Source organism: Kitasatospora sp. NPDC015121, from assembly GCF_055562955.1.
The window spans coordinates 274,643-301,250 of record NZ_JBVHEH010000009.1 but is presented as its reverse complement, the minus strand read 5'-3'; the positions used below and the strand labels follow the sequence as shown (position 1 = coordinate 301,250).

Genomic DNA, 26,608 nt, shown 5'->3' with positions numbered 1-26,608 from the left:
GACCGCCCCGGCGGTGAATAAGCCCTGCATAAAGGGGGTGCGGGGTGGGTGGGACACGGGCGGGGCGGGGGCCGGACGGGGGTGGCGGGGGCACGGGAGGGGGCGCCCGGGGTGGGGAGGGTCACGCGGCCCGGGTGGCGCTCACCACAGTTCCGGCGCGTGTGCCCGGACCCGCGCCACGACCCCGGACAGCACTTCGCCGGCCGGCCGCGGACCGAGCCGCCGACCGTCCCGCAACCGCAGCGCGAGGGTGCCGTCGGCCGCCTCGCGCGGACCCAGCACCACCTGGTACGGCACCAGGCGCGCCGCCCGCACCCGGGCCCCGAGCGAACCGCGCTCCGGCCAGGACACCTCCGCCCGCAGCTCCAGCTCCAGGCAGCGCCCCGCCAGCGCGCGCGCCGCGTCCGCCTGCCCCGCGCCGAGCGGCAGCACCGCCAGCTGCACCGGCGCCAGCCAGGCCGGGAACGCGCCGCCGTGCCGCTCCACCAGGTGCGCCACCGCCCGCTCCACACTGCCCACCACCGACCGGTGCACCATCACCGGCCGGTGCCGCGCCCCGTCCGCCCCGACGTAGTGCAGGTCGAACCGCTCCGGCTGGTGGAAGTCGACCTGCACGGTGGAGAGGGTCGACTCCCGCCCCGCCGGGTCCAGCACCTGCACGTCGATCTTCGGCCCGTAGAACGCCGCCTCGCCGACCCCCTCCTCGTACGGCACGCCCAGCTCCGCCAGCACCCGCACCAGGATCGCGGTCGCCCGCTCCCACAGCTCCGGCCGCGCCGCGTACGTGCCGCCCGGACCCGGCAGCGACAGCCGGTAGCGGGACGGCACCACCCCCATCGCCCGGTGCGCCGCCGCGATCAGCTCCAGCGCGCCGCGCACCTCCGCCGCCGTCTGCTCCAGGGTGCAGAACACGTGCGCGTCGTTCAGCCGGATCGCCCGCACCCGGCTCAGCCCGCCCAGCACGCCCGACCGCTCGGAACGGTACATTTCGCCCAACTCGGCCATCCGAAAAGGCAGTTCGCGGTAACTGCGGGAACGCGAACGGAACAGCAGCGCGTGGTGCGGACACAGGCTCGGCCGCAGCACCAACTGCTCGTCCGCGCCCATCTCCAGCGGCGGGAACATGTCCTGCCGGTAGTGCGCCCAGTGCCCCGAGCGCTCGTACAGCTCGCGCCTGCCCAGCACCGGCGAGTGCACGTGCCGGTAGCCCGCCCGCCGTTCCAGGGCGCGGACGAAGTCCTCCAGGCTCTGCCGCACCGCCGCGCCGTCCGGCAGCCAGTACGGCAGACCGGCGCCGATCAGCGGATCGGTGCCGAACAGGCCCAGCTCGCGGCCCAGCCTGCGGTGGTCGACGCGGTCGACGCGGTCGATGGGGGCCATGGAGTCGATGGGGTCGGACACGGTGGTCTCCTCGGGGATCGGGACGATCGGGGGAGGGGACGAGCGCCGTCGGGGGCGGATGCGCACGCGAAAGCCCCGGAGCACTCGGCCCCGGGGCTCGCACACGCACAGCGGTCAGCGCGCCGGGACACTCTCCGGCGTCGTCGTCGACTTCGCGGCACGCTGCATGCCCGCCACGGTAGCCGCCCCGGCGGCGGGCGGCACCCCGATATCGGTCGGGACCGCGAGGCCGGGCGCGGCCGGGCCATCGGACGGGACCGCGTAGCGGCGGGCCAGCGCGGCGACCGCGTCGGCGACGGCGCGGCGCAGCTCCGGCGGGGCCAGCACCTCGGCGTGCGGGCCCAGCCGGAGCAGGTCGCCGACCGCCACCTCCGTCGACTCGACGGCGAGCTCGACCGTGGTCCAACCGTCCGGGTCGGGCTCCCCCGCGCCGCGGGCCGCGCGGGCCCCGGCCGGGCCGAACTGGACCGGCAGCAGGGCCAGCGCCCGCGGGGAGAGCCGGACGGTGGCCGTGCCCTGGTGCAGCAGGCCGGTCAACTCCCGCGTGGCGTCCGCCCAGTGGGCGGCCAGGTCGAAGCCGGGCGGGCGCTCGAAGCGCTCGTCCGTGAGATCGGCGGCCAGGATCCGGGAGATCCGGTAGGTGCGGACGGCGGACGGGCCCGGCGGGCCCTGGGCGGTAGGCGGGGCCGGTGGATCCGGAGGGCGCGGGACGGCTTCGGGGAGGGCGATCAGGTACCAGATGCCGCTCTTCGACACCAGGCCCAGCGGCCGCAGTTCACGGTGCACGTCGCCGCGCCAACGCCGGTAGTGCACGCGCAGCACCCGCTGCTCCCAGACCGCCTCGGCGACCCGGCCCAGCCACGGAACGGGGTCGGCCTCGCGGAACCAGGACGCCGGGTCCAGGTGGAAGCGGTCCTGCAGGCGGCGGGTGCGGTCGGCGAGTTCGGCGGGCAGCGCGGCCTGCACCTTCAACTGGGCGGTGGCCAGTACCGCGCCCAGCCCCAACTCCTCGGCCGCGCCCGGCGCTCCGGCCAGGAACAGCGCACCCGCCTCGGCCCCGGTCAGGCCGGTCAGCCGCGTCCGGTAGCCGTCCACCAGCCGGTACCCGCCGGTCCGGCCGCGCTCGGCGAGCACCGGCACCCCGGCCGCGCCCAGCGCCTCCACGTCGCGGTGGACGGTGCGGACCGAGACCTCCAACTGCCCGGCGAGTTCGGCGGCCGTGCACCGCCCCCGGTTCTGGAGCAGCAGGAGCAGGGCGAGGAGACGGTCGGCGCGCCCCCCGCCATTGTCGCGCGAACCCGCCGGAATAGTTGACAGGAGGTGTCGGGTATCGCCGCCAGGCTGGTCGAGCGGCGCACGCGTGAACCCGCGGGCGCCCACCGCCCCACCACCGCACCCGCATCGTGCGCGGATCCGCCGCGCACCGGACGAAAGGACAGCGCCATGACCGCGCAGCAGACCGCCACCGGAAGCGCCGACGGCACCACCAGCATCAGCACCAGCGGCAGCATCGGTTTCGCCGACTGGGAGGAGCACGAGACCGGCACGAGCGAGGCGGGCCCGCGGATTGCCCGCGCCACGGTCGCCAACACCTTCACCGGCGGCATCGAGGCCGCGCGCACCGCCTGCGGCTACAGCATCGCCTACACCGCCGGGAACGTCGGCGCGTTCACCGGGATGGAACTGGTCACCGGCAGCCTCGACGGCCGGGAGGGGACGTTCGTCCTGGAGGAGCGCGGCACCTTCGCCGAGGACGGCACCATCCGCTGCGCCTTCACGGTCGTCCCCGGCAGCGGGACGGGGAGCCTGGCCGGCCTGACCGGAGCCGGCGAGTACACCTGCCGGACCGGCGAGGCGTCGTTCCCGTACTCCTTCACCTACCGGCTGCCCGAATAGCCCTGCCGGGAAGGGGCGTTGCGGGTTCCCGGCGATGCCCGGTGGTGCCCGGCGGTTTCCGGTCGTCTGCTAACGGGTTCTCCGCTCGGGGGCGGGCCGTGCTGGTTAGGGTGGTGGGCGTCCGGACGGCGCAGATCAGCACGGCAGGAGACCGCCTTGGCCACGGCAGCCACCAGTGTTCCCCCCGAACTCGACGCGGAGGCGCTGGCCCGCTGGCGGGCCGGCGGTGGGAAGTTGCTCGAACTGTTCCAGGCTGCGCGGGAGTTGGGTCCGGTCGCCGGGTTCCGGCTGGGGGAGCGGCGGATCGTGCTGGTCACCGGCGCCGAGCAGGTGCAGCACGTGCTGGCGAAGAACCCCGACACGTACGTGAAGCACGGGCACCGGGCCAAGGTGCTGCTCGGGGACGGCCTGCTGTGCGCCTCCGGGGAGCCCTGGCGGCGCCAACGGAAGGTGCTGCACCCGCAGTTCACCGGTCGCGGGATCCGGGCGTACGAGCCGCAGATCCGGGCGGCGGTCGCCGGGACCGCCGAGCGGTGGCGGGCGGCGGCCGCGGCCGGGGAGGTCCGGGAGATCGACGCCGACCTGCGGCACTTCTCGCTGGAGGTGATCTGGCGCTCGCTCACCGCCCACCCCCTCGACCCGGAGACCCACCAGCGGCTGATCTCCGCCGGGGACAGCCTCGCCGCGATCCCCGCGTTCGCCCCCGCGACCGGCGAGGCCGGCGCCGACTTCCGGACGGCGAACGAGCGGGCCGACATCGCGGCCGCACACGCCATCGCGCTCGCGGGCCAGGCGGAGGAACCGCACCTGCTGGCGGTGCTGCTCAAGGCGGCGGCCGAACTCCCGGACTACACCGAGCGGTTGGTGCGCGACGAGCTGCTGACACTGGTGGTCGCCGGGTACGAGACCACCGCGACCACGCTCAGCTGGCTGTTCCTGCTGCTCGACGCGCACCCCGAACAGCGGGACTGGGCCCTGGCCGCCGGCCCGGCCGGCTCCGCCGAACGGGCCGGCGCGATCCGGGCGCTGGTCGACGAGACGCTGCGGCTGTACCCCGTCGCCTGGCTGATGCCCCGGCACGCCGCCGCGGCGGACACCCTGGACGGCCTGGCCGTCGAGGCCGGGACGACGGTGCTGCTCTGCCCCTACCTGACCCACCGGGACGCGGAACTCTGGCCCGACCCGGAGGAGTTCCGGCCGCAGCGCTTCCTGGACACCGAGCGGCGCCCGGCGCCCGGCGCGTACTTCCCGTTCGGGCTCGGCCCGCGCGCCTGCCTGGGCGCGCAGTTCGCCGTGCGCGAGATGGTGCTGCTGCTGGAGGAACTGCTGCCCGCCTACCGGGCCGAGATCCGCGAGGCGCCCGAGGAGACCGGCTACGCCATCACCGTGCACCCCGCGGGCCCGGTCCGGGCGGTGCTGCACGCGCAGGGGGAGTAGGGGAGGGCCGGGGCATCAGGGCGCCGGGGCGGGAAATGGTTTGTCAGGCCGGCTGACGGACTGTCAGGCTCGGAACCCGTGAGCACAGAAGTGAACCGGGCGCCCACCCGTCCCGTCGCGCTGGTGACCGGAGTCGGCCGGACGGCCGGCATCGGCGCCGCCATCGCCGAACGCCTCGCCGCCTCCGGCTGGGACGTCGCCCACAGCCACTGGACGCCGTACGACGCCCGGATGTCCTGGGGCGCCGAGGAGGGCGCGGTGGCGGCCGTCGGCGCCGCGATCGGCGCGCACGGGGCGCGGCACCTCGCGGTGCCGGCCGACCTGGCCGATCCCGAGGCGCCCGCCCGGCTGTTCGACCGGGTGGAGGCCGGGCTCGGTCCGGTCGGCGCGTTGGTGCTCAGCCATGCCGAGTCCGTCGACTCGGGCCTGCTGGACACCACGGTGGAGAGCTTCGACCGGCACTTCGCGGTCAACGCCCGGGCGAGCTGGCTGCTGGTCCGCGAGTTCGGGCTGCGCTTCACCGGCGCGTTCGGCACCGGCCGGATCGTCGCGCTGACCAGCGACCACACCGCCGGGAACCTCCCGTACGGGGCCAGCAAGGGCGCGCTGGACCGGATCGTCCGCGCCGCCGCCCGCGAGCTCGCCCACCTCGGGGTGACCGCCAACGCGGTCGACCCCGGCCCGACCGACACCGGCTGGATGAGCGAGCAGCACAAGGCGGAGACGATCGAGCGCACCCCGTTGGCCCGGCTCGGCACCCCGCGGGACGCCGCGCACCTGGTCGAGTTCCTCTGCTCGCCGCAGGGCCAGTGGGTCAACGGCCAACTGCTGCAGAGCAGCGGCGGGTTGAAGTAGGAAGTAGCGCGGGAGCGGCGGCGTGGCGTCGGGCCGGCGGGGCGGTCAGGCGGGCTGTTCGGTGCGGGCGCGCAGGTCGCGGGTGCGTACGGCCATCTCGTCGAGATCCAGTTCGCCGGTGCGGTCGACCAGGTAGCCCAGGGTGCTGCCGTCCGCCCAGGAGCAGGCCGCGACCCGCTCGTCCGCCGTGCCGAGCATCGCGCAGGCGAGCGTGCCGCCCAGCGGGCCCGGGTCGAAGGTCCGCATGTCCCTGACCGGGGTGCCGTCGGAGAGCGAGCCGCCCTGCGGCGAGTAGCCGCCGAGCATCTCGGTCGCGGCCCGGGCGGCGTCCGGCACCGTGCCCTCCAGGGCCACCGCCAGCAGCTCGCTCTCCCGCAGGCCGGTCGCGCCCGGCTCCCCGTACCCCCGCACGTCGACGGCGTGCCGGCCGTGGCGCCTGGCGTTCTTCCGCTCATAGGCGAGCCGGAGGTCGGTCAGCTCCTGGTCCTCGGCGACCCGGGGCAGCCCGGCGGTGTTGGTCGGCAGCACCACCCGGTACTGCCGCACGCCGGAGTCGACCGACGTGACCGCCAGGTATCCGGTCAGCACCGCCGTCAGGCAGAGCGCCGCGACGACGACCTGCTTGCGGCCGATCCGCCGGTGCCAGGGCGGCACCGGCTGCGGCTCGTCGCCCGCCGCCCAGATCGACCGCAGGCTGTCGATCGACTCCGACCGGTGCCGCGGTTCCGGCACGGTGGTCCGTCCGGCGTCCGGCGCGGCGCCCGGCACGGCGTCCTGTCTGGTGTCCTGTCCGGTGTCCGGCACGGCTCCCCCACGGCTGACGAGTAGCGGAAGCCAATCTTCCGCTTGGTCCGGGCGGGCACATTACCGCAGGCCGAAGGGCGGACGGGCACCAGCCCCGGGGCGGCCGTCGGTCCGCGCGGACCCCGGCGGCGCCGACCGTCAGCGGGCGACCGCGAGTTCGCCGCTGAGGCGGTCGTGCAGGGCGGCGCTCGGGACGTTCAGGCCGGTGACCTCGACCCGCTTGCCGCGCTGGGCGTACCTGGCCCGGACGGTGTCCAGGGCGGCCACCGAGGAGGCGTCCCAGACGTGGGCGGCGGACAGGTCGACGACGACCAGGTCCGGGTCGCCGGCGTAGTCGAAGCGGGCGGCCAGCTCATTGGCGGAGGCGAAGAACAGCTCGCCGGTGACCGCGTACACCACCCGGCCGCCGTCCGGGTCGGGGGTGACCGTGACGCCCGAGTGGTGGGCGACCCGCTTGGCGAAGACGGCCATCGCCAGCAGCGAGCCGACCACGACACCGATCGCCAGGTTGTGGGTGGCCACCACCACGGCCACCGTCACCGCCGTGACGGCCAACTCGCCGGCCGGGAGCCGACGCAGGGTGGAGGGGCGGACGGAGTGCCAGTCGAAGGTCGCGAACGACACCATCACCATCACCGCGACCAGCGCCGCCATCGGGATCCGCGACACGGCCGACCCGAAGACCAGGCAGAGCAGCAGCAGGAACGTTCCGGCCAGGAAGGTCGACACCCGGGTACGGGCACCCGACACCTTCACGTTGATCATCGTCTGGCCGATCATCGCGCAGCCGCCCATCCCGCCGAACAGTCCGGTCACGATGTTCGCCACGCCCTGCCCGACCGCCTCCCGCCGCTTGTCGGAACGGGTGTCGGTGATCTCGTCCACCAGCTTCGCCGTCATCAGCGACTCCATCAGCCCCACCAGCGCCATCGCCAGCGCGTACGGGGCCACGGTGGTCAGGGTCTCCAGCGTGAACGGCACGTCCGGCAGCCCCGGGACCGGCAGCGAGGACGGCAGCGCGCCCTTGTCGCCGACCGTCGGCACCGCGATGCCCGCGCCGACCGTCACCAGCGTCAGCACCACGATCGACACCAGCGGCGCCGGCACCGTCCGGGTCAGCCTCGGGAACCCCACCAGCAGTGCCAACCCGCCCACCAGCAGCGGGTACACCGCCCACGGGACGTGCGACAGCTCCGGCAGCTGGGCCAGGAAGACCAGGATCGCCAGCGAATTGACGAACCCGACCATCACCGAGCGCGGCACGAACCGCATCAGCCGCGCCACGCCCAGCGCACCCAGCGCGATCTGGAACACCCCCGCCAGGATCACCGCCGCCACCAGGTGGCCGAGACCGTGCTCCCGGTTCAGCGGCCCGATCACCAGCGCCACCGCGCCGGTCGCCGCCGAGATCATCGCCCGCCGGCCGCCCACCACCGAGATGGCCACGGCCATCGTCACCGACGCGAACAGGCCGATCTTCGGATCGACCCCGGCGATCACCGAGAACGAGATCGCCTCGGGGATCAGCGCCAGCGCGACCACCAGGCCGGCCAGCACCTCGGTGCGCCACGCCTTCGGATCGGAACACCAGGCGGGCAGCCGGACGGCACGGAACGCGGTGGAGGAGGACAAAGAGGCGCAACCCGTCATGGAGTGGGGCGGAGCGGAGAGGGGAGAATGGAGGGAGGCGGCGAACTCTACCCTAACGTGAGAGTAGGGTTCGCCCGGCGAGCGGAGGAAGGCACAGCGTGGACGAGGACCGGGGCAGCCGCGACGGGGTCGGGGGCGGCGACGGCGCGGGCGGGACCGGCGCGGGGCTGATGCAGATCGGCGAGGTCGCCGCCCGCACCGAGCTCTCGCTGCGCACCATCCGGCACTACGAGGAGGCCGGCCTGGTCATCCCCTCCGCCCGCTCCCAAGGCGGCTTCCGCCTCTACACCGAGCGCGACGTGGCCCGGCTGATGGTGATCCGCCGGATGAAACCGCTCGGGTTCACCCTCGACCAGATGCGCGAACTCCTCGACGCCACCGACCGCCTGGACGCCGACGGCCCCTACGACCCGACCGCCGGCGGCCGCCCCGCGCTGCTCGCCCTCGTCCGCGGCTACGAACGCGCCGCCGCCGAACAGGTCGACCGCCTGCGCGTCCAACTCGCCCGCGCCGAGGACTTCGCGCGGACCCTGCGCGGCCGCTTGGCGGACGAGACGGATGAGACGCACGGGACGGACGGGGCGGACGGGGCGGACGGGGACTGAGCGGGCGGGGAGGGCGGGGTCAGGAGTGGGTGCTGCGCCACTCGGCGACGGCCGACTCGACGTCCACCGGGGCCAGGCCCAGCGGCGGGCCCTCGATCGGGCGGCGCAGGGCGGCCTCGATCCGGGCGTTGGCCTCGGCGAGGCGGCTGCGCAGCAGGGGCTCGGTCGGGGCCAGGCGGGCGGTGTCGAGCGCGTCCCGCAGTTCGGCACGCAGGGCCAGCGACGGCGGCAGGTAGGAGAGGCCCTCGCGTTCCATCTTCCGCCGGATCCACCACATCTCGTGGTACGGCCGGCCCTCGTCGGCCAGCGGCTCGCCCGTGCCGGGCAGGTCGTCGAACGCGCCGCGCTCGGTGGCCTCGCGGATCTGCCGGTCGACCCAGCTCTCGAAGGTCACACCAGGGGGCTTGCGTTCCGTCATGCGAGGGTCCTCCCGTGCAGCAGCAGAAGGGGCGTCCCTCCCGATCCTACGGGAGCCACCGCTCCCGGGGAGGCCGGGGACGGGGAGCGCGGAAGGGCGGGGGCGCATCCGCGGAGGGAGCGGGGCGCGCCCCGGCCCGCGCGCCCGGACCAGCGGTGCCGCTGCCGGATTCCGTTGCGGGGACGCGGTGTTGGGGCGCAGGGTCGGGGCGCAGGAGCAGGACGCGGTGTCGGGGTGCGGGGTCAGGGCGCGGCGGAGGTGCCGGCGGGCGGATCCGCGGTGAGGGCGGCGACGGCACCGGCGCCGTCGCGTTCGACCGAGTCGGCGAGGGCGGCCGCGGCGAGGGCGGTCGGGCGCTCGTCCCGGGCGCGCAGGACGGCGGCGGGCCGGGCGTCCCGACCGGCGGCGGCGACCAGGGCCCAGCGCGGGCGGCCGGGCAGGGCGCGCAGCAGTCGGCGGACGCCGAGGTGCAGGCCGAGCAGCAGGAGGTACGGGAGGACGAACAGGACGCCCTCCCCGCTGCCGGCGAAGTTCGGCGAGCCGCCCGGCCGGAAGGCCCTGGCGACGGCGCGGTGGCGCTCCAGTCGGACCACCGCGATCCGCACCGGGACGCCGTCCGGCCCGGTGACCTCGGCGGAGCGGCCGGCCTCGCCCCTGCGGCCGTCCGCCCAGGACGCCCGCTCGGCCCGCACGGCCTCGTTCCCGGCCCGGACGCGGGCGGCCTCGTCCCGCTCCCGGGCGCGCCGTTGCAGCGCCTCGCTCCACTCCCGTTCCCGCCGCAGCCGCTCCGCGCGGGCGGCGGGTTCCTCTCCGGTCCCCAGCACGGCGCCAGGGTAGCGGGGGAGGGGGTCAAGCGGCCGTGGCGGCCGGGCGGGTGAGGGCGGCGGCGCCGATCAGGCCGGCGTCGGTGCCCAGGTGGGCGGGGTGCAGGGTGAGGTGCCGGGTGAAGGGGAGGGTCGCGTAGTCGGCGAGGTGGCGGGCGAGCGGTTCGAAGAGGACCGACCCGGCCTGGGCGACTCCGCCGCCGATGACGGCGGCGTCGAGTTCGACCAGGGTCGCGGTGGCGGCGATGCCGGCGGCGAGGGCGCGGGCGGCCCGGTCGAAGGCAGCCAGCGCGAGCGGGTCGCCGGCGTGGGCGGCGCGGGCGACGGCCCCGGCGGTGGGGTCGCCGTCGGGGCCGGGGCGCCAGCCCAGTTCGGTGGCGGTGCGGGCGATCGCGGTGCCGGAGGCGAGCCCTTCGAGGCAGCCGCGCGAGCCGCAGGGGCAGCGGCGGCCGGTGAAGTCGACGGTGATGTGGCCGAGGTGCCCGGCGTTGCCGGTGGTCCCGGTGTGCAGGACGCCGTCGAGGACGATCCCGGCGCCGATGCCGGTGGAGACCACCAGGCACAGGGCGTTGCGGTACGGGCGGGCCGCGCCGCGCCAGTGCTCGGCGGCGGTCATCGCGATGGCGTCGCCGCCGAGGGTGATCGGCAGCCGGGCGGCGGCCGGGTGGCGGGCGGTCTCCGCGCGCAGCGGGAACGCGCGCCAGCCGGGGATGTTGACCGGGCTGACGGTGCCGTGCGCGGTGTCCACGGGCCCGGCGCTGCCGATGCCGAGCGCGCGGACGCGGTGCCAGTCGGGGTGGCGGGAGAGGTCGTCGAGGACGCGGTCGACGGCGGCCATGAGGGCGTCGCGGTCGCCGGTGGCGGGGGTGGGGACCCGTAGCCGGTGGCGCAGGGTGCCGTGCTCGTCGACCAGCCCGCCCGCGATCTTGGTGCCGCCGATGTCGAGGGCCGCGATCAGCGCCCCGGGGGTACCGGCGCCGTCCGGCGTGGGCCCGGGGGGCCCGGTGGTGACGGCGGTACCGGCCATGTCGTAACTCATCGTGACGTCTCCGCAGGTGTGGCAGGGGAGCGCCGTGGTGCTGGGCAGGGCGCTGCCGGGTTGCTCCGGCTGATTCTGGCCCGCTCTGACAACGTTGTCCAGTCGTCCCCGGTCGCGGTCCGGTAACAAACACGATCGACTGAATGGTTAAGCAAAGTTTTAGTAAATAGAGCCTTCGCTGGCAACAAAACTCGTGAATATCAATGTTGACCGGTCTATGGACATGGCCAGGATGTGACGTCTACGTTAAGCAGCCAAGCGGCCGGGAAGGTCGGTCACGCCCGGTCGGCAGCCGCTTCTCCCGGCTCACCCGGACGATCAGTGCGAAGGATGGACGAGATGCGCAGAGGATGGCCGGCCGTCGCGGTCGCTTCCCTGGTGGTGCTCACTGCCTGTAGTGGCGGTGGGGGTGGCGGGGTGACCGCCGCGCCGTCGGTGAACGCGGACCCGGCGAAGGTCTCGGGGTCGATCACGGTGCTGACCAACCGGACCGACCAGCTCGGCGACGGGACGCTGGACGCGTACGCGGCCGAGTTCAACAAGGTCTACCCGAACGTCAGGGTGAAGTTCGAGGGGATGAAGGACTACGAGGGCGAAGTCAAGATCCGCATGAACACCGAGAACTACGGTGACGTGCTGCCGATCCCCTCCGACCTGTCGATCGCGCGGCTGCCCGACTTCTTCTCCTCGCTGGGCAGTGCGGAGGAGCTGTCGAAGACCTACCAGTGGACCGACTACGGCACGGTGGCCGGCCGGGTCTACGGCATCGCCGACTTCGGGACCGTCACCGGCTTCGTCTACAACAAGAGGGTCTGGGCGGACGCGGGGGTGACGGCCTGGCCGAGGACCCCGGAGGAGTTCCTGGCGGACCTGGAGGCCATCAAGGCCAAGGGCGCGGCGACGCCGTACTACACCAACTACCACGACGGCTGGCCGCTGCGGCAGTGGACCGACGCGGTCGGCTCGCCGTCGTGCGACGAGGGCGCCAAGGACGCGCTGGCCACCACCGCGCAGCCGTGGACGGCGGGCGGCGACCTGTACACCGTCGACGGCCTGCTGTACTCGATCGTCGAGCGGAAGCTGTCCGAGGACGACCCGGCCACCACCAACTGGGACCAGTCGAAGGTGCTGCTGGGCACGGGGAGGATCGGCACGATGTACCTGGGCTCGTGGTCGGTGTCGCAGATGCGCGACGCGGCGTCCAAGGCCGGGGCGAACCCGGACGACATCGGCTACCTGCCCTTCCCGTCCAGCTCCGGCAAGCTCTGCACCGTCCTGCAGCCGGACTACAAGTACGGGATCAACAAGCACTCCAAGAACCAGGAGGCCGCCCGCGCCTGGATCGACTGGTACGTGACCAGGTCCGGTGCGGCGCAGGCCGAGCAGGGCATCTCCTCGGTCAGGGGCACCGAACTGCCCGCCGTGCTCAAGCCGTTCACCGACAACGGGGTGAAGCTGATCGGGCAGAGCCAGGAGAAGTCCGCCACCGTCAAGAAGATCGACAAGGGCGCGGAGATCAACCTGGACGCCCCCGACTACCGGCAGAAGCTCGTCGACATCGCCCGGGGCGCCGCCCCCGGCGACCGGGACGGCTACTTCGCCGAGCTGAACAAGAAGTGGTCCGCCTCCCAGAAGACCGTCACCGGCTGACCGGGACGAAGCCGACCGTACGGCACGGCCGTTGACCCACCGTCCTGCCGACTGCCGTGCCCTGCCGCCCTGCCCCTGCCATGCACGGGATGGCAGGGCACGGGCCGGACCGGACCGGGCCGTTCGCCGGGTGCCAGGACCTACGAAGGAACGAAGATGACTGCACTGCAGAAGGGACGGGGAGCGGCGGAGCTCCCCGCCCGGGCCGCGGCGGGCGGCGCGAGCGCCGTCCCGGCCGGCGAGCGCCGTCGGCCCCGGCGCAAGGCGATGCGCCGGCACCGGTGGTTCACGCCGTGGCTGTACCTGGTGGTGCCGCTGGCGCTGCTGGCCACGTTCACCTACCTGCCGATCGGGGAGATGATCGGCTACAGCTTCACCGACTGGGACGGGATCAGCCCCGAGCGCGCCAACGTCGGCTTCGACAACTACACCGACCTGTTCACCCGGCCCGAGCTGTTCAAGGTGTTCCTGGTCTCCGGCGTGTACCTGGTCGCCGCGGTGCTGCAGATCGCGCTGGCGCTGTACTTCGCCACCGTGCTGAGCTTCGACACCCGCTTCCGGAACCTGTTCAAGGGCATCCTGTTCTTCCCGTACCTGATCAACGGCGTGGCGATCGGGTTCGTGTTCCTGTTCTTCTTCCAGCCGCACGGCACCCTCGACTCACTGCTGTCGATGGTCGGCGTGCACGGCAGGCACCAGTGGCTGGGCGACCCGGACCTCGTCAACAAGTCGCTGGCGGGCGTGTCGGTGTGGCGCTACACCGGGCTGAACCTGGTGCTGTTCCTGGGCGCGATCCAGTCGATCCCGCCGCACCTGTACGAGGCCGCCGCACTGGACGGCGCCAACCGCTGGCAGCAGTTCCGGCACATCATCGCGCCCGGCATCAAGCCGGTGATCAGCCTCAGCGCGATCCTGGCGGTCTCCGGCTCGCTGGCGGTGTTCGAGATCCCGTACATCATGACCGGCGGCGCGAACGGCTCGCAGACCTTCGTGATCCAGAGCGTCAACCTGGCCTTCAAGTTCGACAAGTTCGGCCTCGCCTCGGCCAGCGCCGTCGTCCTGCTCGCCCTGATCCTGCTCGTCACCTGGATCCAGCGCCGCCTGGTGCCGGAGGAGAGGGTGGAACTGTCGTGACCACCAACGCCGTCGCGGACAAGCCCCGACGCTTCCACGCCCGCAGTGCCGCCGCGTCCGGTGCCACGTACCTGTCGCTGGTGCTGGCCAGCGCCGTGGTGCTGGTGCCGCTGCTGGTGATCCTGTTCACCTCGCTGAAGACCCGGAAGGAGGCGCTGACCACCGGCCCGCTCGACCTGCCTTCCGACTGGTTCAACCTGGAGAACTTCCGGATCGCCTTCACCCAGGGCGACATGCTGCCGGCCTTCCTCAACACCGCCGTCATCCTGCTGGTCTCGGTGACCGGCACGGTGGTGATCGGCTCGATGACCGCGTACGCCATCGACCGCTTCGAGTTCCGGCTCAAGAGACTGGTGATGGCCGCGTTCCTGCTGGCCAGCCTGGTGCCGTCGGTGACCACCCAGGTCGCCACCTTCCAGATCGTCAACGAACTCGGCGCGTTCAACACCCGCTGGGCGCCGATCCTGCTCTACCTCGGCACCGACATCATCTCGATCTACGTCTTCCTGCAGTTCATCCGCTCCATCCCGGTCTCGCTCGACGAGGCCGCCCGACTGGACGGCGCCAACTCCTTCACCATCTACTGGCGGATCATCCTGCCGATGCTCAAGCCGGCCATCGCCACCGTGGTGATCGTCAAGGGCGTCACCGTCTACAACGACTTCTTCATCCCCTTCCTCTACATGCCCTCCAGCGACCTGGGCACCATCTCCACCTCGCTGTTCCGCTTCCAGGGCCCCTTCGGCGTCAACTGGGAGATCATCTCGGCCGGCGCGATCCTGGTCATCCTCCCCACCCTGATCGTCTTCCTCGCCCTGCAGCGGCTCATCTACGCCGGCTTCGCCGCCGGATCCAGCAAGTGAACCGCCCCGCCCCCGCCCCCTCCCGGTCCCGGTCCCGGTTCCGGTTCCGGTCCCGGCCGGAGGCGGCGCGATGAGCGGACGCGTCACCATCCGGGAGGTCGCCGCGCTCGCCGGGGTCTCCGCCGGGGCCGTCTCGCTCGCGCTGAACGACCGGCCCGGGGTCTCCGGCGCCACCCGGGAGCGGATCCGGGCCGCCGCCGAACAGCTCGGCTGGGTCCCCAGCCAGGCCGCCCGCAGCCTGGCCCGGCTCGACCCCGGCAGCGACACCGTCGGACTGGTCATCACCCGACCGGCCCGCCAACTCGGCCTGGAACCCTTCTACATGGAGTTCATCTCCGGCATCGAGAGCGTGCTGGAGGAACGCTCCGCGACCCTGCTGCTGCGGCTGGTCCGCGACCGCGAGCAGGAGATCGCGGTGCACCGCACCTGGTGGCGCACCCGACGGGTCAGCGGCTCCGTCCTGGTCGACCTCACCGAGGCCGACCCGCGGATCCCGGCACTCGCCGCTCTCGGCATGCCGACCGTCGCCGCCGGCCACCCCGGCCTGGCCGGCGGCGGGTCGGCGGCCGTCTGGACCGACGACTCGGCCGCCGTCGAGGACGCCGTCCGCTACCTCGCGATGCTCGGCCACCGCCGGATCGCCCGGGTCGGCGGCGACCCCGACCTCGGCCACACCGCGATCCGCACCCGCGCCCTGGCCGCCGCCGCCGCACAGCTCGGCCTCGAACCGCCCCGCAGCCTCCCCACCGACTTCTCCGGCCAGGCCGGCGCCCGGGCCACCCGGATGCTGCTGGCCTCCGCCCACCGCCCCACCGCGATCATCTACGACAACGACATCATGGCCGTCGCGGGCATCTCGGTCGCCGCCGAGTTCGGCCTGCACGTGCCCGCCGACCTGTCGCTGATCGCCTGGGACGACTCGCAGCTGTGCCGACTCACCCACCCCGCGCTGTCCGCGATGAGCCACGACGTGCACGGGTACGGGGCCCTGGTCGCCCGCACCCTGTTCGACGTCATCGAGCACCGCGGCACCCCCGCCGGGCCGGCCCCCACCCCCGTCCTGGTGCCGCGCGGCAGCAGCGCCCCGCCCGCCGCCGCCCGCTGACCGCCGCTGACCGCCGGCCGCCGTCGCCGGGCGGTTCCTCCCGTCGACTCCCGGGCCGTCCCCGACTCCTTCCGAGGGCAAGGAAGCCGGCGGACGGGCCGAGCCACCCTCCCGCACCTCCCGGAGCGCACCCGATGACCGCCGACCTGCTCGCCACCACCGTCCGCCGCTACGCCTGGGGCTCGACCACCGCGCTCGCCCGGCTCACCGGCCGCCCGCCCGGCGACGAACCCGAGGCCGAACTCTGGATGGGCGCCCACCCCGGCGCGCCCTCCCGGATCGACCGGGGCGGCGGCCCCGAACCGCTCGACGCCGTCATCGCCCGCGACCCCGCCACCGAACTCGGCCCCCGCACCGCCGACCGGTTCGGAGCTCAACTGCCCTTCCTGCTCAAGGTGTTGGCCGCCGACAAGGCGCTGTCCGTCCAGGTCCACCCGACCCGCGCGCAGGCCGAAGCCGGATACGCCGCCGAGGACGCCGCCGCCGTCCCGCTCGACGCCCCGCACCGGATCTACCGCGACCGCAACCACAAGCCCGAACTGATCTGCGCACTCGACGAGTTCGACGCCCTGTGCGGCTTCCGCGACCCGCGCGCCAGCGCCGAGCTCTGGCAGCGCCTCGACCTGCCCGTCCTCGCCCCCTGGATCGACACCCTGCGCACCGCCCCCGCCGCAACCGCCCTGCGCACCGTCCTCACCGGCGCGCTCGCCACGGACCGGGCCAGGGGCGAACGGGCCGCCGCCGAACTACCGGCCGCACTCCGTAAATCGGCCGAGCGGGACGGGCCGGACGCGGCGAGCTGGGCCGCGTACCTGGCCGCCGCCCGCGACTACCCCGGCGACCCCGGGATCCTGGCCGCGATGCTGCTCAACCACGTCCGGCTGCGCCCCGGACAGGCCCTCTACCTGGACGCCGGCGTCCCGCACGCCTACCTGCGCGGACTCGGCGTCGAGATCATGGCCAACTCCGACAACGTGCTGCGCTGCGGGCTCACCCCCAAGCACGTCGACACCGCCGCACTCGCCGAGGTGGTCGACTTCCGCCCCACCGCCCCGCACCGCGCCCCCGCCGTCCCGGTCGGCCCCGGTGAACTCGAATTCCTCACCCCCGCCGAGGAGTTCGCCCTCTCCCGGATCGAACTCGGCGCCCCCGCGCTGCTCGACGACGACGGCCCGCAGCTCCTGCTCTGCGTCCGCGGCACCGCCCGGCTGCACGACGGACCGACCCTCGGCCCCGGCGGATCCGCGTACGTCCCCGCCGCGAGCGGGCCGCTGCGGCTGACCGGCGACGCGACGCTGTTCCGGGCGAAGGTGCCCCGGCAGCGCTGAGCCCTCCCCGCCCCCGAGCGCCCGCGTGTCCGCGTGTCCGCGTGTCCGCATGATCGTGGAACGCGGGGGAACGACTCCGGACGGACGCACGCGCGCCAGGACCCCCTCTGTCCGCCCGCCGCCCGGTGACCGTCGACCCCGGCGGCGGGCCCCGCACCAGGAGCCCCGCCATGAACCCCACCGCCGTCCTGTTCCAGGGCGACAGCATCACCGACGCCGCCCGCGACCGCGCCCACCCCGACGACCTCGGCCACGGCTACGCCGCGATGGTCGCCGCCGCCCTCCCCGGCACCCCCACCGTCCGCAACCGGGGCGTCGGCGGCGACCGGATCACCGACCTGCGCGCCCGCTGGGACGAGGACACCCTCGCCCACCGCCCGGCCCTGCTCTCCGTGCTGATCGGCATCAACGACACCTGGCGCCGCTACGACAGCGACCTGCCCAGCCCCGCCACCACCTGGGAGGACGAGTACCGCACCCTGCTGCGCCGCGTCCACGCGCACTGCGCGCCCCGACTCGTCCTGATCGAACCCTTCCTCGTCCCCGTCACCCCCGAACAGTGGACCTGGCGCGAGGACCTCGACCCGCGCATCCACGCCGTCCGCCGCCTCGCCGCCGAACACGACGCCCTGCTGCTCGCCGCCGACGGCCTGCTCAACCAGGCCGCCCGCACCGCCGGCGACCCCGCCCTGATCGCCGCCGACGGCGTCCACCCCACCGAACGCGGCCACCGCCTGCTCGCCGACGCCTGGCTGCGGCTGGCCGCCGACGCGGTCTGAACCCGGCCCCCACCCCGCATCGGCCCTCGTCCGGCCCTCGTGCGGCCCGCGTCCGGCCCTCGTCCCGCCCGCGTCGGCCCGGGCTCGGCCGGAAGCGGACGGGCGGCGGGACGGGGCTGCCGGGCGCAGGGGTACGCGCACTATCCTCCCTGACATGACCAGCAGCCCTGCCAGCAGCACCCGCGGCGCCCGCCCCACCATGAAGGACGTCGCGGCCGCCGCCGGGGTCGGGCTGAAGACGGTCTCCCGGGTCGTCAACGGGGAGAGCGGCGTCACGCCCGAGATGGCCGCTCGGGTGCGGGCCGCGATCGAAGCCCTCGGCTTCCGGCGCAACGACAGCGCGCGGCTGCTGCGCACCGGCCGGACCGCGAGCGTCGCCCTGCTGCTGGAGGACATCAGCGACCCGTTCTCCTCCGCGCTCTCCCGCGCCGTCGAACAGGTCGCCGCCGACGAGGGCTGCCTGCTGTTCACCGGTTCCAGCGCCGAGGACCCGGACCGCGAACGGGAACTGGCCCTGGCGTTCTGCGCCCGCCGGGTGGACGGGCTGATCGTCGTCCCGGCCGGGGACGACCACCGCTACCTGCTGCCCGAGATCGAGTCCGGCACGCCCGTCGTCTTCCTGGACCGCCCCGGCGCCGGCATCGACGCCGACGCCGTGCTCAGCGACAACGCGGGCGGCGCGCAGGCCGGCACCGCCCACCTGATCGCCCACGGCCACCGCCGGATCGGCTTCGTCGGCGACCTCCCGTCCATCCACACCGCCGCCGAACGCGCCCGCGGCTACCGTGCGGCGATGGCCGCGGCCGGACTGCCCGTCGACGAACGCTGGGTCGACTGCGGCCCCACCGACCGGACCCGGGTCGCCGCCGCCGTCCACCGCCTCACCACCGGCCCCGACGCCGTCACCGCCCTGTTCACCGCCAACAACCGCGTCACCCTGGCCGCCCTCCACCACCTCCCCGCCGAACGCCGCCCCGCCCTCGTCGGCTTCGACGACCTCGAACTCGCCGACCTGCTCACCCCCGCCCTCACCGTCGTCGCCCAGGACCCCGTCGCCCTCGGCTCCCTCGCCGCCCGCCGCCTCTTCGACCGCCTGGCCGGCGACACCACCACCCCCGCCCGCCTGGAGATCCCCACCCTGCTCGTCCCGCGCGGCTCCGGCGAGACCCCACCACGCGACTGACCACCCCGCCGCGGGCCGAACGACCACCGGGACCACCCGGCGCCGAGGACAGGACCCGGTGGCCCCCCGGCGGACGGCCGCGGCTAGATTGCACGGCATGTCCGTCCACCTCGGCCCCGGCGCCTCGGGGGCCATCCGACGCTTCGCCGGCTGGGTCGCCCGCGGCTCGGTGGGCCACCCGATGCTGGAAGGCATCGACTACTGGGAGGAACTCCGCGACTCCCCCTCCCAGGCGGAGATCTGCTTCGCGATCTTCGCCAACGTCCTCGAACTGGATGAGGACGGCGAGCCCGTCAACGAGAAGTACGCCGAACGCCGGGCCGCGACCTGGCTCCACAAGTACTGCACGGGCGAACTGCCGCCGGGCGAACCGGACCTGGAAGCCTGGGAGTGCGAACTCCACTGAGCCCGCCGACGGTCCCGGGCGGCACGCGGACGTGGTCGCGGCCCTGGCCGTGACCCTGGTCGTGACCGCTGCCGTGGGCACGGGCACGGGCACGGGCGCGCCGGGCGGCCGCCGGGGGTCAGGCGTCGCGGCCGGCCCTCGCCGTCGGACGGCCCCGCCGCAGGATCCGGCCCGCGAGCACCGCCCCGAGCAGGAAGGCGCCCGCCGCGACCAGCGCCGAGGCGTGCAGCCCGCGCACCGGGCCCAGGACACCCGTCAGGGTGCCGAAGAGTGCCACGCCGAGCGAACTGCCCACCTGGCGCGAGACGTTGAATACCGCCGAAGCCGTTCCCGCCACCGCCGGCGGGGCCGCCTCCAGCACCGCCACGGTGGCCGCCACCACCGTCACCGGCGTCGCCAGACCGGTGGCCGCCAGCGCGAACAGCAGCACCGGGTAGGGCGTCTCCGGCCCCGCCGTCAGCCAGCCCAGGAAGCCCACCGCCCCCAGCAGCAGCCCTCCCGCCATCGGCGGGTACGGGCCGTACCGGGCCGCCAGCCGGCTCGACAGCGGTGCCGCGAGCAAGCCCATCCCCACCGAGGGCAGCAGCGCCAGGCCGGTGCCCAACGCGCCGTACCCGCGCACCAGTTGGAAGTGCAGCGTCAGTACGTACAGCAGCCCGTAGTAGCCCAGGCTGAGCAGCAGGCCGACGGCGTCCACGGTGGCGAGCCGCCCGTCCCGCAGCAGCGCGGGTGGCAGCAGCGGCGCCCGCCGAGCCAGCTGCTCCCGCTGCTCCCGTTGGCCCCGCTGCTCCGAGCGTCGCTCCAGGCGCCACTCCACCCGGACGAACCCGGCCAGCGCCACCGCGCCCGTACCGAAAGCGCCCAGCACCCACGGCGAGCCCCAGCCCCGCGCCCCCGCCTCGTTCACTCCGCCGACCAGACCCACCAGGCCGACCACACCCAGTAGTTGGCCCAGCGGATCGCCCCGCCGCCCCGAGCGGCCCGCCCGCTCCGGCTTCGACGGCTGGAGGTGGCGGAGGGCCAGCGCCGCCGCCAGCGCCGCGACCGGCAGGTTCACCCAGAACACCCACCGCCAGCCCAACCCCGCCACCAGCAGCCCACCCACCGCCGGCCCCGCCCCGAACGCCACCGCCGACACCAACCCCCACACCCCCACCGCCCGGGCTCGCAGCGCCCCGTCCGGGTACGCCGCCCGCAGCAGCGCGAACGAAGTGGGCACCAGCAGCGCCGCCCCCGCCCCCTGCCCGAACCGGGCCCCGACCAGCACCGCCCCCGACGGAGCCGCCGCGCAGCCCGCCGAAGCCGCCGCGAACAGCCCCAGCCCCGCGAGGTACAGCCGCCGGTGCCCGAACCGGTCACCCAGCCCGCCGCCCAGCAGCAACAACCCCGCGAACACCGTGCTGTAGCCGTCCACCACCCACTGCAGCCCCGCCGCCCCCATCCCGAGCGAGGCCCGCACACCCGGCAGCGCCACGTTGACCACCGTCACGTCGAGCATCACCAGGAAGTAGCCCAGGCTCAACGCGACCAGCGGCGGCAGGACGAGCCGCGCCACCGGCGGCCGGACGGGAGCGGCGGAGGTGAGCACGGATACGGGTGCGGGCGCGGGTCCGGATGCGGGTGCGGGCGCGGGTGCGGGCGCGGGTGCGGGTGCGGGTGGCTGCGGTACGGGAGTCATGACGGCAGTCTCGGGGCGGAACACTTCGCTGCCGGGCGAACTGTGCCCGTCCAGGGGCGCAACCCCCCTCCGGCCAGGACACTTCGTCAGCCGACGAACCTTGCCCGCCCTATGCTGACCCCGTGCCAACCTCCCACGACCCCACCCCCGCCGGCCCCGCCTCCCCCCGCTTCGCCCCGCCCCTCCGTCCGCTCCCGGACCCGGCGGCCGGTCAGCCGGACGTCGCCCGGGCCGCCGCGCTGCTCGCGGACCCGTCCCGGGCCCGGATGCTGAAGGCGCTCAGTGACGGCCGCGCCCTGACCGGCGCGGTCCTCGCGACCGAGGCGGGCGTCGGCGCGCCCACCGCCAGTGCCCACCTGGCCCGGCTGCTGGACGCCGGGCTGGTCAACGTCCGCAGGAGCGGCCGCAACCGCTTCTACCGGCTGTCCGGCCCCGAGGTCGGCCACGCGCTGGAGGCGCTCGCCCTGATCGCGCCCCCGCTGCCGGTCACCTCGCTGCGCGAGAGCGGCACCAACAACGCGCTGCGCCGGTCCCGCACCTGCTACGACCACCTGGCGGGCCGGCTCGGCGTCGCCCTGATGGGCACCCTGCTCGACCGCGGCATGCTCACCGGCCACGACGGCACCCACCGTCCCGCCGTCGCCGTCCGCGACCGGTCCTCCGGCTACGGCCACGACCACCACTACCGGCTCACCCCGTCCGGCCGGGCCGCCCTGGAGCAGCTCGGCATCGACCTCGGCGCCCTCCCGCCGCGCCGCCCGCTGGTCCGTTACTGCGTCGACTGGAGCGAGCAGCAGCACCACCTGGCCGGGGCCGTCGGGGCCGCCCTCACCGCCCGTCTGATCGCCCTGCGCTGGCTCCGGCACGGTGCCAGCCCCCGCGTGGTCCACCTGACCCCGTCCGGTACCACCGGCCTCGCCGACTGGATCGGTCTCCACCCGCCGGAGTGAGCACCCGTGGCGGACCCGGGCGCGGGGCGTCACTCCTTCAGGGCTAGTTCCAGCCAGTAGCGCCGCTCCTGGTCGATCCGGCCCTCGGGCTGGGCGAGCAGCCAGGCCACCGTCTCGGGGCCGACCGGGAGTTCGCGGTGGAAGCCGAGGCGGAGGTCGGGGAGGCGGGCGTCGTGCAGCCACTCGTCGAGGGTGCGGGTGAGGTGCCGGTCGGCGGTGGGGGTGCGGGTCGCGGTCCAGGTGCGCAGCCAGGGGGTCACGGTGCCGGTGGCGACGGCGACGGTGGCGAGGACCTCCGAGGCGTTGGCGGAGGTGTCGGCGAGGGTGGCGGGCCACCAGGCGTCGAGGACCTCGCGGACGAGGTCGGCGCGGTGCCAGTCCGTCCAGTCGGCGGCGACCAGGCGGGCGGCGATCAGCGGGCCGTCGATCGCGAGGGTGCGGGTGGTCAACTGGCGGAGCAGGCGCGGGGCGAGGCGCCGGTAGAGGGTGGGGAAGTCCGTCCAGTGGGTGGGGGACTTCGCGGCCGCGGAGTGCAGCAGCCGGTCCGGGACCAGGTCGGGCGGGCCGGACAGGGCGGCCAGCTGTTCGGGGGTGTAGCAGTGGCCGCAGCCGTCGACCGCCGGCCCGGGGCGGGCGGTGCGGCCGAGGGCGTCCAGGGCGTGGTGCAGGCGCTGCTGTGCGGTGGTCGCGGTCGTCATGCCGTCGGATCCCCGTTCGGGGTACTCCAACCGGGGCGCCCGGCGGAGGGTGCGACGTTACCAGGGCCCGAACTGCCGCCCGGCGGCGGGGGCGGACGGGGCGAACGGGGCTGCGGACGGGGCAGTGGACGGGACTGCGGACGGGGTGGGCGGGGCCGCTTAAGGCGCGGGTGGTCGCGGCGGCCGCCGGTGTGCCGTGGCGCGGCGGTGACCTGACAGGATGGGTCGGCAGGACGCGGGCGAGGAGGGTGGACGGGGTGAGCGGCAGGATGCAGCGCCGGGTGACGATCCGGGACGTGGCGGCGCGGGCCGGGGTGTCGGCCGGAGCGGTGTCGCTCGCCCTCAACGACCGGCCGGGGGTCTCCGAGGCGACCCGGCAGCGCATCGTCGAGGCGGCCCGCGAGCTCGGTTGGTCGCCGAACCTCGCCGCCCGTTCGCTGGCCCGGAGCGACCGGGTGCACACCGTCGGCATGGCGCTGACCCGGGGCGGCGCGGGCCTCGACCAGGTGCAGATGGCGCTGATCGGCGGCATCGAGCAGGTCCTCGCCGAACGCCCGTGCGCGCTGCTGCTGCACACCGTCCCCGACCGGGACGCGGAGACCGCGCTGTACCGGCAGTGGTGGCAGTCCGGGCGGGTGAACGGCTCGGTGCTGGTCGGCGTGGTCGCCGACGACCCCCGGCTGGAGGCCGTCCACCGGCTCGGCATGCCGGCCGTCGCGGTCAGCCAGCCGGCGCTGTCCGGCCCGTTCCCCGCCGTGTGGACGGACGACGCGGCGGCGATCGCCGAGGCCGTCCGCTACCTGGCCCTGCTCGGCCACCGCCGGATCGCGCACGTCACCGGCCCCGAGGCGCTCGGCCGCACCCTGCTGCGCGGGGACGCGTTCGCCGCCACGGCGGCCGAACTGCCCGCCGTCACCGCCCGCAGCCTCCCCACCGACCTGTCCGCGCACGCCGGCGCCCGGGCCACCCGCACCCTGCTGACCGCCGCCGAACGGCCGACCGCGATCGTCTACGACAACGACCTGATGGCCGTCGCCGCGATCGCCGTCGCCGAGGAACTCGGCCTGCGCGTCCCGCAGGACGTCTCGCTGGTCGCCTGGGACGACTCCGACCTGTGCCGGATCACCCGGCCGCAGCTCTCCGCCCTCAGCCACGACCCGTTCGCGGTCGGCGAGGAGGTCGCCCGCTGCCTGCTGGAACTCATCGACGAGGGCCGCGCCGCCTCCCGCCCCGCCGGCACCCCGGTGCTGGTGCCGCGTGGCAGCACCGGCCCGGCTCCCGGCCGCTGAAACCCTTTTCCCTTCAGCGAACTGTCGGTGCGTCAGCGGTGCGTCGGCGGGCGGTGGCCGGTGCCGCCAGGGCGCGCCGGCCGGCCGGGGCGGTCAGGGTCTCGGTGGGGTGGACCGGCCGCCGCTCACCGGGCAGCGGCGCGTGCCGGGCCGCGTGCGCCAGGTACGGGACGGTGGCGGCGGACGCCGAGTAGACGGTGCCCTGGTGGCAGACGGCGCCGAACAGCCCGTCCTCGGCCTCGTCGACGGCCGTCGGGTCCGCCCCGTACAGCGCCGCCAGCAGGTCCGGCAGGTCCTCCGCCGAGCCGTACGCGTGCTCCAGGGACGCCCAGTCGACCCGGTCCAGCTCGTCGGGTGACCTCATGCGGTGCGGCTCCTCGGACGGGTGCGAACGGATACGGGCGGGACTCTACCGGTGGCCGGGCGGCTCGGACGGGGCGGGCCTGGCGGGCCGGGTGGTACGGGCGGGGCGGAAAAGGGGGCGGGACGCTCGGCGGGCGGTCAACTTCCTTGGCCGGTAGGCGGGGTGGCGCGGGCCGGGCTGGGTTATCGTCGACGGCGGGGCGACCGGGCAGTGCCGGTCGGACGCCGGGCCGGGCGGCTCGGAGCGGAGGAGGACCCGATGAAGCGCGGCACCGGACTCGGCCCGGCCGTGGCGGCGACCGTCCTGGCCGTACTCGCCACCGCCTGCTCGGCGGGTTCGACCGGTTCGACCGGTACGGGCGGCGCGGCCGGCTCGACCGGCGCGAGCAGCGCGACCGGTACGCGCACCGCGGAGACGCCCGCGCCGACCACGCGGGCGCTGCGGGTGATGCCGCTCGGGGACTCGATCACGGCCGGGTACGGGAGCAGCGACGGCGCCGGCTACCGCGGGCAGTTCGCCGAACTGGCGGCCGTGTTGCAGCGCTACACCATCGACCTGGTGGGCTCCCGGCACGACGGCGCGGTACCCGACCCGGACAACGAGGGCCACAACGGGTACATGGTCCACGAGATCGCGGCCGGGATCGACGGGTGGCTGTCCAGCGCGAAGCCGGACGTCGTGCTGCTGCACATCGGCATCAACGACCTGAACCGGGGCACCGACCGCGAGCACGCCGCGGACCGGACGTCGGCGCTGATCGACCGGATCCTGGAGGACCGGCCCGGCGTGACCGTCCTGGTGATGGGCCTGATCCCGACGACGCCGACCGTGCTCACCGAAGTCGCCCACTACAACACCACGTTGAGCCTGGCGATCGAGGCGAAGCAGGCGGGCTACGCCAAGGTCCGCTACATCGCCGCGCCCGCGCTGACGCCGGAGGAGCTGCCGGACCAACTGCACCCGAGCGACCAGGGCTACCGGTTGATCGCGCGGGCCTTCGACCGGGCCCTGTTCCGTGCCATCGAGGATGGCCTGGTCAGACCGATCCCGGACTGAGGACGGGCTGCCGGAGCGCGGGCGGGGCGCGGGCCGTCAGGGCGCGGGCGGGGCGGCCGTGGAGCCGCGGGGGGTGAGCTGCGGGGCGAGGTCCTCGTAGCCGGTGGCGGGGCGGCCCGTGATCAGGTCGAGCAGGGTGCGGGCGGCGTGGGCGCCGTAGGCGTGGATGTCGCGGGTGAGGGCGGTGAGCGGGGGGCGGACGACCTGCGCCAGCGGGGAGTCGTCCCAGGCGACCAGGGAGAGGTCGCGGGGCACGGAGAGGCCGAGCTCCTGGGCGACCGAGAGGCCCGCGACGGCGGTGATGTCGTTGTCGTAGAGGATCGCGGTCGGGCGGGAGGGGGAGAGCAGCAGGCGGCGGGTGGCGCGGGCGCCCTGTTCGCCGGTGTAGTCGGTGTGGACGGTGGGCGGGGCCTCCAGGCCGAGGTCGGCGCAGGCGGCGGTGAAGGCCTCGTCGCGGATCGCGGTGTGGACCAGGCCGGTGAGGCCGGCGACCCGGCCGACCCGGCGGTGGCCGAGGGCGGCGAGGTACTCGAGGGTCTCGCGGACGGCGGCCGCGTCGTCGGACCAGACCGGGGTGAGGGCGCCGGAGCCGGAGGGGTGGCCGATCACGACGGTGGGCAGGCCCATCTCCTCCAGGGCGGGCACCCGGGCGTCGTCGCGGCGCAGGTCGACCAGGATCGCGCCGTCGATGTGCCGCTCGCCCCACCAGCGGCGGTACGCCTCCAGGCCGCGTTCGTGGTCGGAGACGACCTGCAGGGCGAGCGAGTAGGAGGCGTCGGAGAGGACCTTCTCGATGCCGCCGATCAGCTCCATGAAGAACGGTTCGGTGCCGAGCATCCGGGCCGGCCGGCAGAGCGCCAGCCCGACGGCGGCGGCCTTCGCGCCGCTCAGCGCGCGGGCGGCGCTGTTGCGGACGAAGCCCAGCTCCTCGGCGACGGCGGTGATCTTCGCGCGGGTGGCGTCCGAGACGCCCGGTTGACCGTTCAAGGCGTTGGAGACGGAGACCTTGGACACGCCCACGATCTTGGCGATGTCGGCGATGGTCGGCCGCTTCGCCGGCGGGCTCTGCTGCTGGGACACCTGCTCCACGGAACCTTTCCGGACTGCTCGTCGACCGCCCGCCGACCCTTCGGCGGCCGGACGCGGACCTGCTGCGCCCTCTCAAGCTACTACGCGCGCCCCCGTCCGCTGTAGCC

At 74.9% G+C, this 26,608-nt stretch carries 26 protein-coding genes; 15 read left to right on the top strand and 11 right to left on the bottom strand.

Features of this window, described 5'->3' with window-relative positions; all coding sequences use genetic code 11:
• Nucleotides 1-141: 141 nt before the first annotated feature.
• Both thrS and ACZ3J7_RS16045 read right to left on the bottom strand, forming a co-directional pair.
• Nucleotides 142-1,380 carry a threonine--tRNA ligase gene (gene thrS, locus ACZ3J7_RS16050; protein WP_465621115.1) on the bottom strand — a complete coding sequence of 413 codons (1,239 nt, stop codon included), beginning with the start codon at nucleotides 1,378-1,380 and terminating at the stop codon, nucleotides 142-144.
• A gap of 135 nt (nucleotides 1,381-1,515) precedes the next feature.
• A complete protein-coding gene (locus ACZ3J7_RS16045; protein ID WP_465621113.1) occupies nucleotides 1,516-2,709 on the bottom strand; it encodes a helix-turn-helix transcriptional regulator in 1,194 nt (397 codons plus the stop codon).
• A gap of 135 nt (nucleotides 2,710-2,844) precedes the next feature.
• Here ACZ3J7_RS16045 and ACZ3J7_RS16040 point away from each other — a divergent pair, with 135 nt between their 5' ends.
• From ACZ3J7_RS16040 to ACZ3J7_RS16030, 3 genes are all read left to right on the top strand, one after another.
• Complete coding sequence (locus ACZ3J7_RS16040; protein ID WP_465621054.1) at nucleotides 2,845-3,297, top strand: DUF3224 domain-containing protein; 453 nt, start codon at nucleotides 2,845-2,847, stop codon at nucleotides 3,295-3,297.
• Nucleotides 3,298-3,453: 156 nt separating this feature from the next.
• Nucleotides 3,454-4,734 carry a cytochrome P450 gene (locus ACZ3J7_RS16035; protein WP_465621053.1) on the top strand — a complete coding sequence of 427 codons (1,281 nt, stop codon included), beginning with the start codon at nucleotides 3,454-3,456 and terminating at the stop codon, nucleotides 4,732-4,734.
• Nucleotides 4,735-4,812: 78 nt separating this feature from the next.
• A complete protein-coding gene (locus tag ACZ3J7_RS16030; protein ID WP_465621052.1) occupies nucleotides 4,813-5,589 on the top strand; it encodes an SDR family oxidoreductase in 777 nt (258 codons plus the stop codon).
• Between the two features lie 45 nt (nucleotides 5,590-5,634).
• On the opposite strand, the gene ACZ3J7_RS16025 is transcribed toward ACZ3J7_RS16030, so the two are convergent.
• A complete protein-coding gene (locus tag ACZ3J7_RS16025; protein ID WP_465621051.1) occupies nucleotides 5,635-6,393 on the bottom strand; it encodes a hypothetical protein in 759 nt (252 codons plus the stop codon).
• 138 nt (nucleotides 6,394-6,531) lie between these two features.
• Nucleotides 6,532-8,043 carry a SulP family inorganic anion transporter gene (locus ACZ3J7_RS16020; RefSeq protein ID WP_465621050.1) on the bottom strand — a complete coding sequence of 504 codons (1,512 nt, stop codon included), beginning with the start codon at nucleotides 8,041-8,043 and terminating at the stop codon, nucleotides 6,532-6,534.
• 170 nt (nucleotides 8,044-8,213) lie between these two features.
• On the opposite strand from ACZ3J7_RS16020, the gene ACZ3J7_RS16015 reads away from it, so the two are divergent.
• Nucleotides 8,214-8,648 (top strand): MerR family transcriptional regulator, encoded by a 435-nt coding sequence (locus ACZ3J7_RS16015; protein WP_465621111.1) that lies wholly within the window; start codon nucleotides 8,214-8,216, stop codon nucleotides 8,646-8,648.
• Nucleotides 8,649-8,667: 19 nt separating this feature from the next.
• Here ACZ3J7_RS16015 and ACZ3J7_RS16010 read toward each other — a convergent pair whose 3' ends face one another.
• From ACZ3J7_RS16010 to ACZ3J7_RS16000, 3 genes are all read right to left on the bottom strand, one after another.
• The gene (locus ACZ3J7_RS16010; RefSeq protein ID WP_465621049.1) at nucleotides 8,668-9,066 is read right to left on the bottom strand and encodes a DnaJ family domain-containing protein; all 399 of its coding nucleotides are present in this window, start codon (nucleotides 9,064-9,066) and stop codon (nucleotides 8,668-8,670) included.
• 242 nt (nucleotides 9,067-9,308) lie between these two features.
• Nucleotides 9,309-9,890 carry a hypothetical protein gene (locus tag ACZ3J7_RS16005; protein ID WP_465621048.1) on the bottom strand — a complete coding sequence of 194 codons (582 nt, stop codon included), beginning with the start codon at nucleotides 9,888-9,890 and terminating at the stop codon, nucleotides 9,309-9,311.
• Between the two features lie 25 nt (nucleotides 9,891-9,915).
• The gene (locus tag ACZ3J7_RS16000; RefSeq protein WP_465621047.1) at nucleotides 9,916-10,929 is read right to left on the bottom strand and encodes an ROK family protein; all 1,014 of its coding nucleotides are present in this window, start codon (nucleotides 10,927-10,929) and stop codon (nucleotides 9,916-9,918) included.
• A 339-nt stretch (nucleotides 10,930-11,268) separates the two neighbouring features.
• Between ACZ3J7_RS16000 and ACZ3J7_RS15995 the strand changes: the two genes are divergently transcribed.
• The 8 genes from ACZ3J7_RS15995 (at nucleotide 11,269) to ACZ3J7_RS15960 (ending at nucleotide 19,377) form a co-directional block, all read left to right on the top strand.
• On the top strand, nucleotides 11,269-12,579 hold the full coding sequence (locus ACZ3J7_RS15995) for an ABC transporter substrate-binding protein (protein WP_465621046.1): 1,311 nt from the start codon (nucleotides 11,269-11,271) through the stop codon (nucleotides 12,577-12,579).
• A 156-nt stretch (nucleotides 12,580-12,735) separates the two neighbouring features.
• A complete protein-coding gene (locus ACZ3J7_RS15990; protein ID WP_465621044.1) occupies nucleotides 12,736-13,713 on the top strand; it encodes a carbohydrate ABC transporter permease in 978 nt (325 codons plus the stop codon).
• Entirely contained in the window at nucleotides 13,710-14,576 is an 867-nt protein-coding gene (locus ACZ3J7_RS15985) for a carbohydrate ABC transporter permease (RefSeq protein ID WP_465621042.1), read from the top strand. Before ACZ3J7_RS15990 ends, ACZ3J7_RS15985 begins: the two co-directional genes overlap by 4 nt.
• Nucleotides 14,577-14,646: 70 nt before the next feature.
• Nucleotides 14,647-15,681: a LacI family DNA-binding transcriptional regulator gene (locus tag ACZ3J7_RS15980; protein ID WP_465621040.1), complete on the top strand. Its 1,035-nt coding sequence runs from the start codon at nucleotides 14,647-14,649 to the stop codon at nucleotides 15,679-15,681.
• 134 nt (nucleotides 15,682-15,815) lie between these two features.
• Nucleotides 15,816-17,009 carry a mannose-6-phosphate isomerase, class I gene (gene manA / locus ACZ3J7_RS15975; protein WP_465621038.1) on the top strand — a complete coding sequence of 398 codons (1,194 nt, stop codon included), beginning with the start codon at nucleotides 15,816-15,818 and terminating at the stop codon, nucleotides 17,007-17,009.
• 170 nt (nucleotides 17,010-17,179) lie between these two features.
• On the top strand, nucleotides 17,180-17,788 hold the full coding sequence (locus tag ACZ3J7_RS15970) for an SGNH/GDSL hydrolase family protein (RefSeq protein WP_465621036.1): 609 nt from the start codon (nucleotides 17,180-17,182) through the stop codon (nucleotides 17,786-17,788).
• 154 nt (nucleotides 17,789-17,942) lie between these two features.
• Nucleotides 17,943-18,971, top strand: coding sequence for a LacI family DNA-binding transcriptional regulator (locus ACZ3J7_RS15965; protein WP_465621034.1), 1,029 nt, complete (start codon nucleotides 17,943-17,945; stop codon nucleotides 18,969-18,971).
• Between the two features lie 97 nt (nucleotides 18,972-19,068).
• Nucleotides 19,069-19,377, top strand: coding sequence for a DUF7677 family protein (locus ACZ3J7_RS15960; RefSeq protein WP_465621032.1), 309 nt, complete (start codon nucleotides 19,069-19,071; stop codon nucleotides 19,375-19,377).
• Nucleotides 19,378-19,495: 118 nt separating this feature from the next.
• On the opposite strand, the gene ACZ3J7_RS15955 is transcribed toward ACZ3J7_RS15960, so the two are convergent.
• On the bottom strand, nucleotides 19,496-21,055 hold the full coding sequence (locus ACZ3J7_RS15955; RefSeq protein WP_465621030.1) for an MFS transporter: 1,560 nt from the start codon (nucleotides 21,053-21,055) through the stop codon (nucleotides 19,496-19,498).
• Nucleotides 21,056-21,177: 122 nt separating this feature from the next.
• Here ACZ3J7_RS15955 and ACZ3J7_RS15950 point away from each other — a divergent pair, with 122 nt between their 5' ends.
• On the top strand, nucleotides 21,178-22,005 hold the full coding sequence (locus ACZ3J7_RS15950) for an ArsR/SmtB family transcription factor (RefSeq protein WP_465621027.1): 828 nt from the start codon (nucleotides 21,178-21,180) through the stop codon (nucleotides 22,003-22,005).
• A 29-nt stretch (nucleotides 22,006-22,034) separates the two neighbouring features.
• Here the strand turns inward: ACZ3J7_RS15950 and ACZ3J7_RS15945 are convergent, their stop codons facing one another.
• On the bottom strand, nucleotides 22,035-22,703 hold the full coding sequence (locus tag ACZ3J7_RS15945; RefSeq protein WP_465621025.1) for a hypothetical protein: 669 nt from the start codon (nucleotides 22,701-22,703) through the stop codon (nucleotides 22,035-22,037).
• A 269-nt stretch (nucleotides 22,704-22,972) separates the two neighbouring features.
• Here ACZ3J7_RS15945 and ACZ3J7_RS15940 point away from each other — a divergent pair, with 269 nt between their 5' ends.
• On the top strand, nucleotides 22,973-23,992 hold the full coding sequence (locus ACZ3J7_RS15940; protein ID WP_465621109.1) for a LacI family DNA-binding transcriptional regulator: 1,020 nt from the start codon (nucleotides 22,973-22,975) through the stop codon (nucleotides 23,990-23,992).
• A 13-nt stretch (nucleotides 23,993-24,005) separates the two neighbouring features.
• Here the strand turns inward: ACZ3J7_RS15940 and ACZ3J7_RS15935 are convergent, their stop codons facing one another.
• Nucleotides 24,006-24,356 carry a hypothetical protein gene (locus tag ACZ3J7_RS15935; protein ID WP_465621023.1) on the bottom strand — a complete coding sequence of 117 codons (351 nt, stop codon included), beginning with the start codon at nucleotides 24,354-24,356 and terminating at the stop codon, nucleotides 24,006-24,008.
• A gap of 258 nt (nucleotides 24,357-24,614) precedes the next feature.
• Between ACZ3J7_RS15935 and ACZ3J7_RS15930 the strand changes: the two genes are divergently transcribed.
• The gene (locus ACZ3J7_RS15930) at nucleotides 24,615-25,412 is read left to right on the top strand and encodes an SGNH/GDSL hydrolase family protein (protein WP_465621021.1); all 798 of its coding nucleotides are present in this window, start codon (nucleotides 24,615-24,617) and stop codon (nucleotides 25,410-25,412) included.
• 36 nt (nucleotides 25,413-25,448) lie between these two features.
• Here the strand turns inward: ACZ3J7_RS15930 and ACZ3J7_RS15925 are convergent, their stop codons facing one another.
• On the bottom strand, nucleotides 25,449-26,501 hold the full coding sequence (locus tag ACZ3J7_RS15925) for a LacI family DNA-binding transcriptional regulator (protein WP_465621019.1): 1,053 nt from the start codon (nucleotides 26,499-26,501) through the stop codon (nucleotides 25,449-25,451).
• Nucleotides 26,502-26,608: the final 107 nt, after the last annotated feature.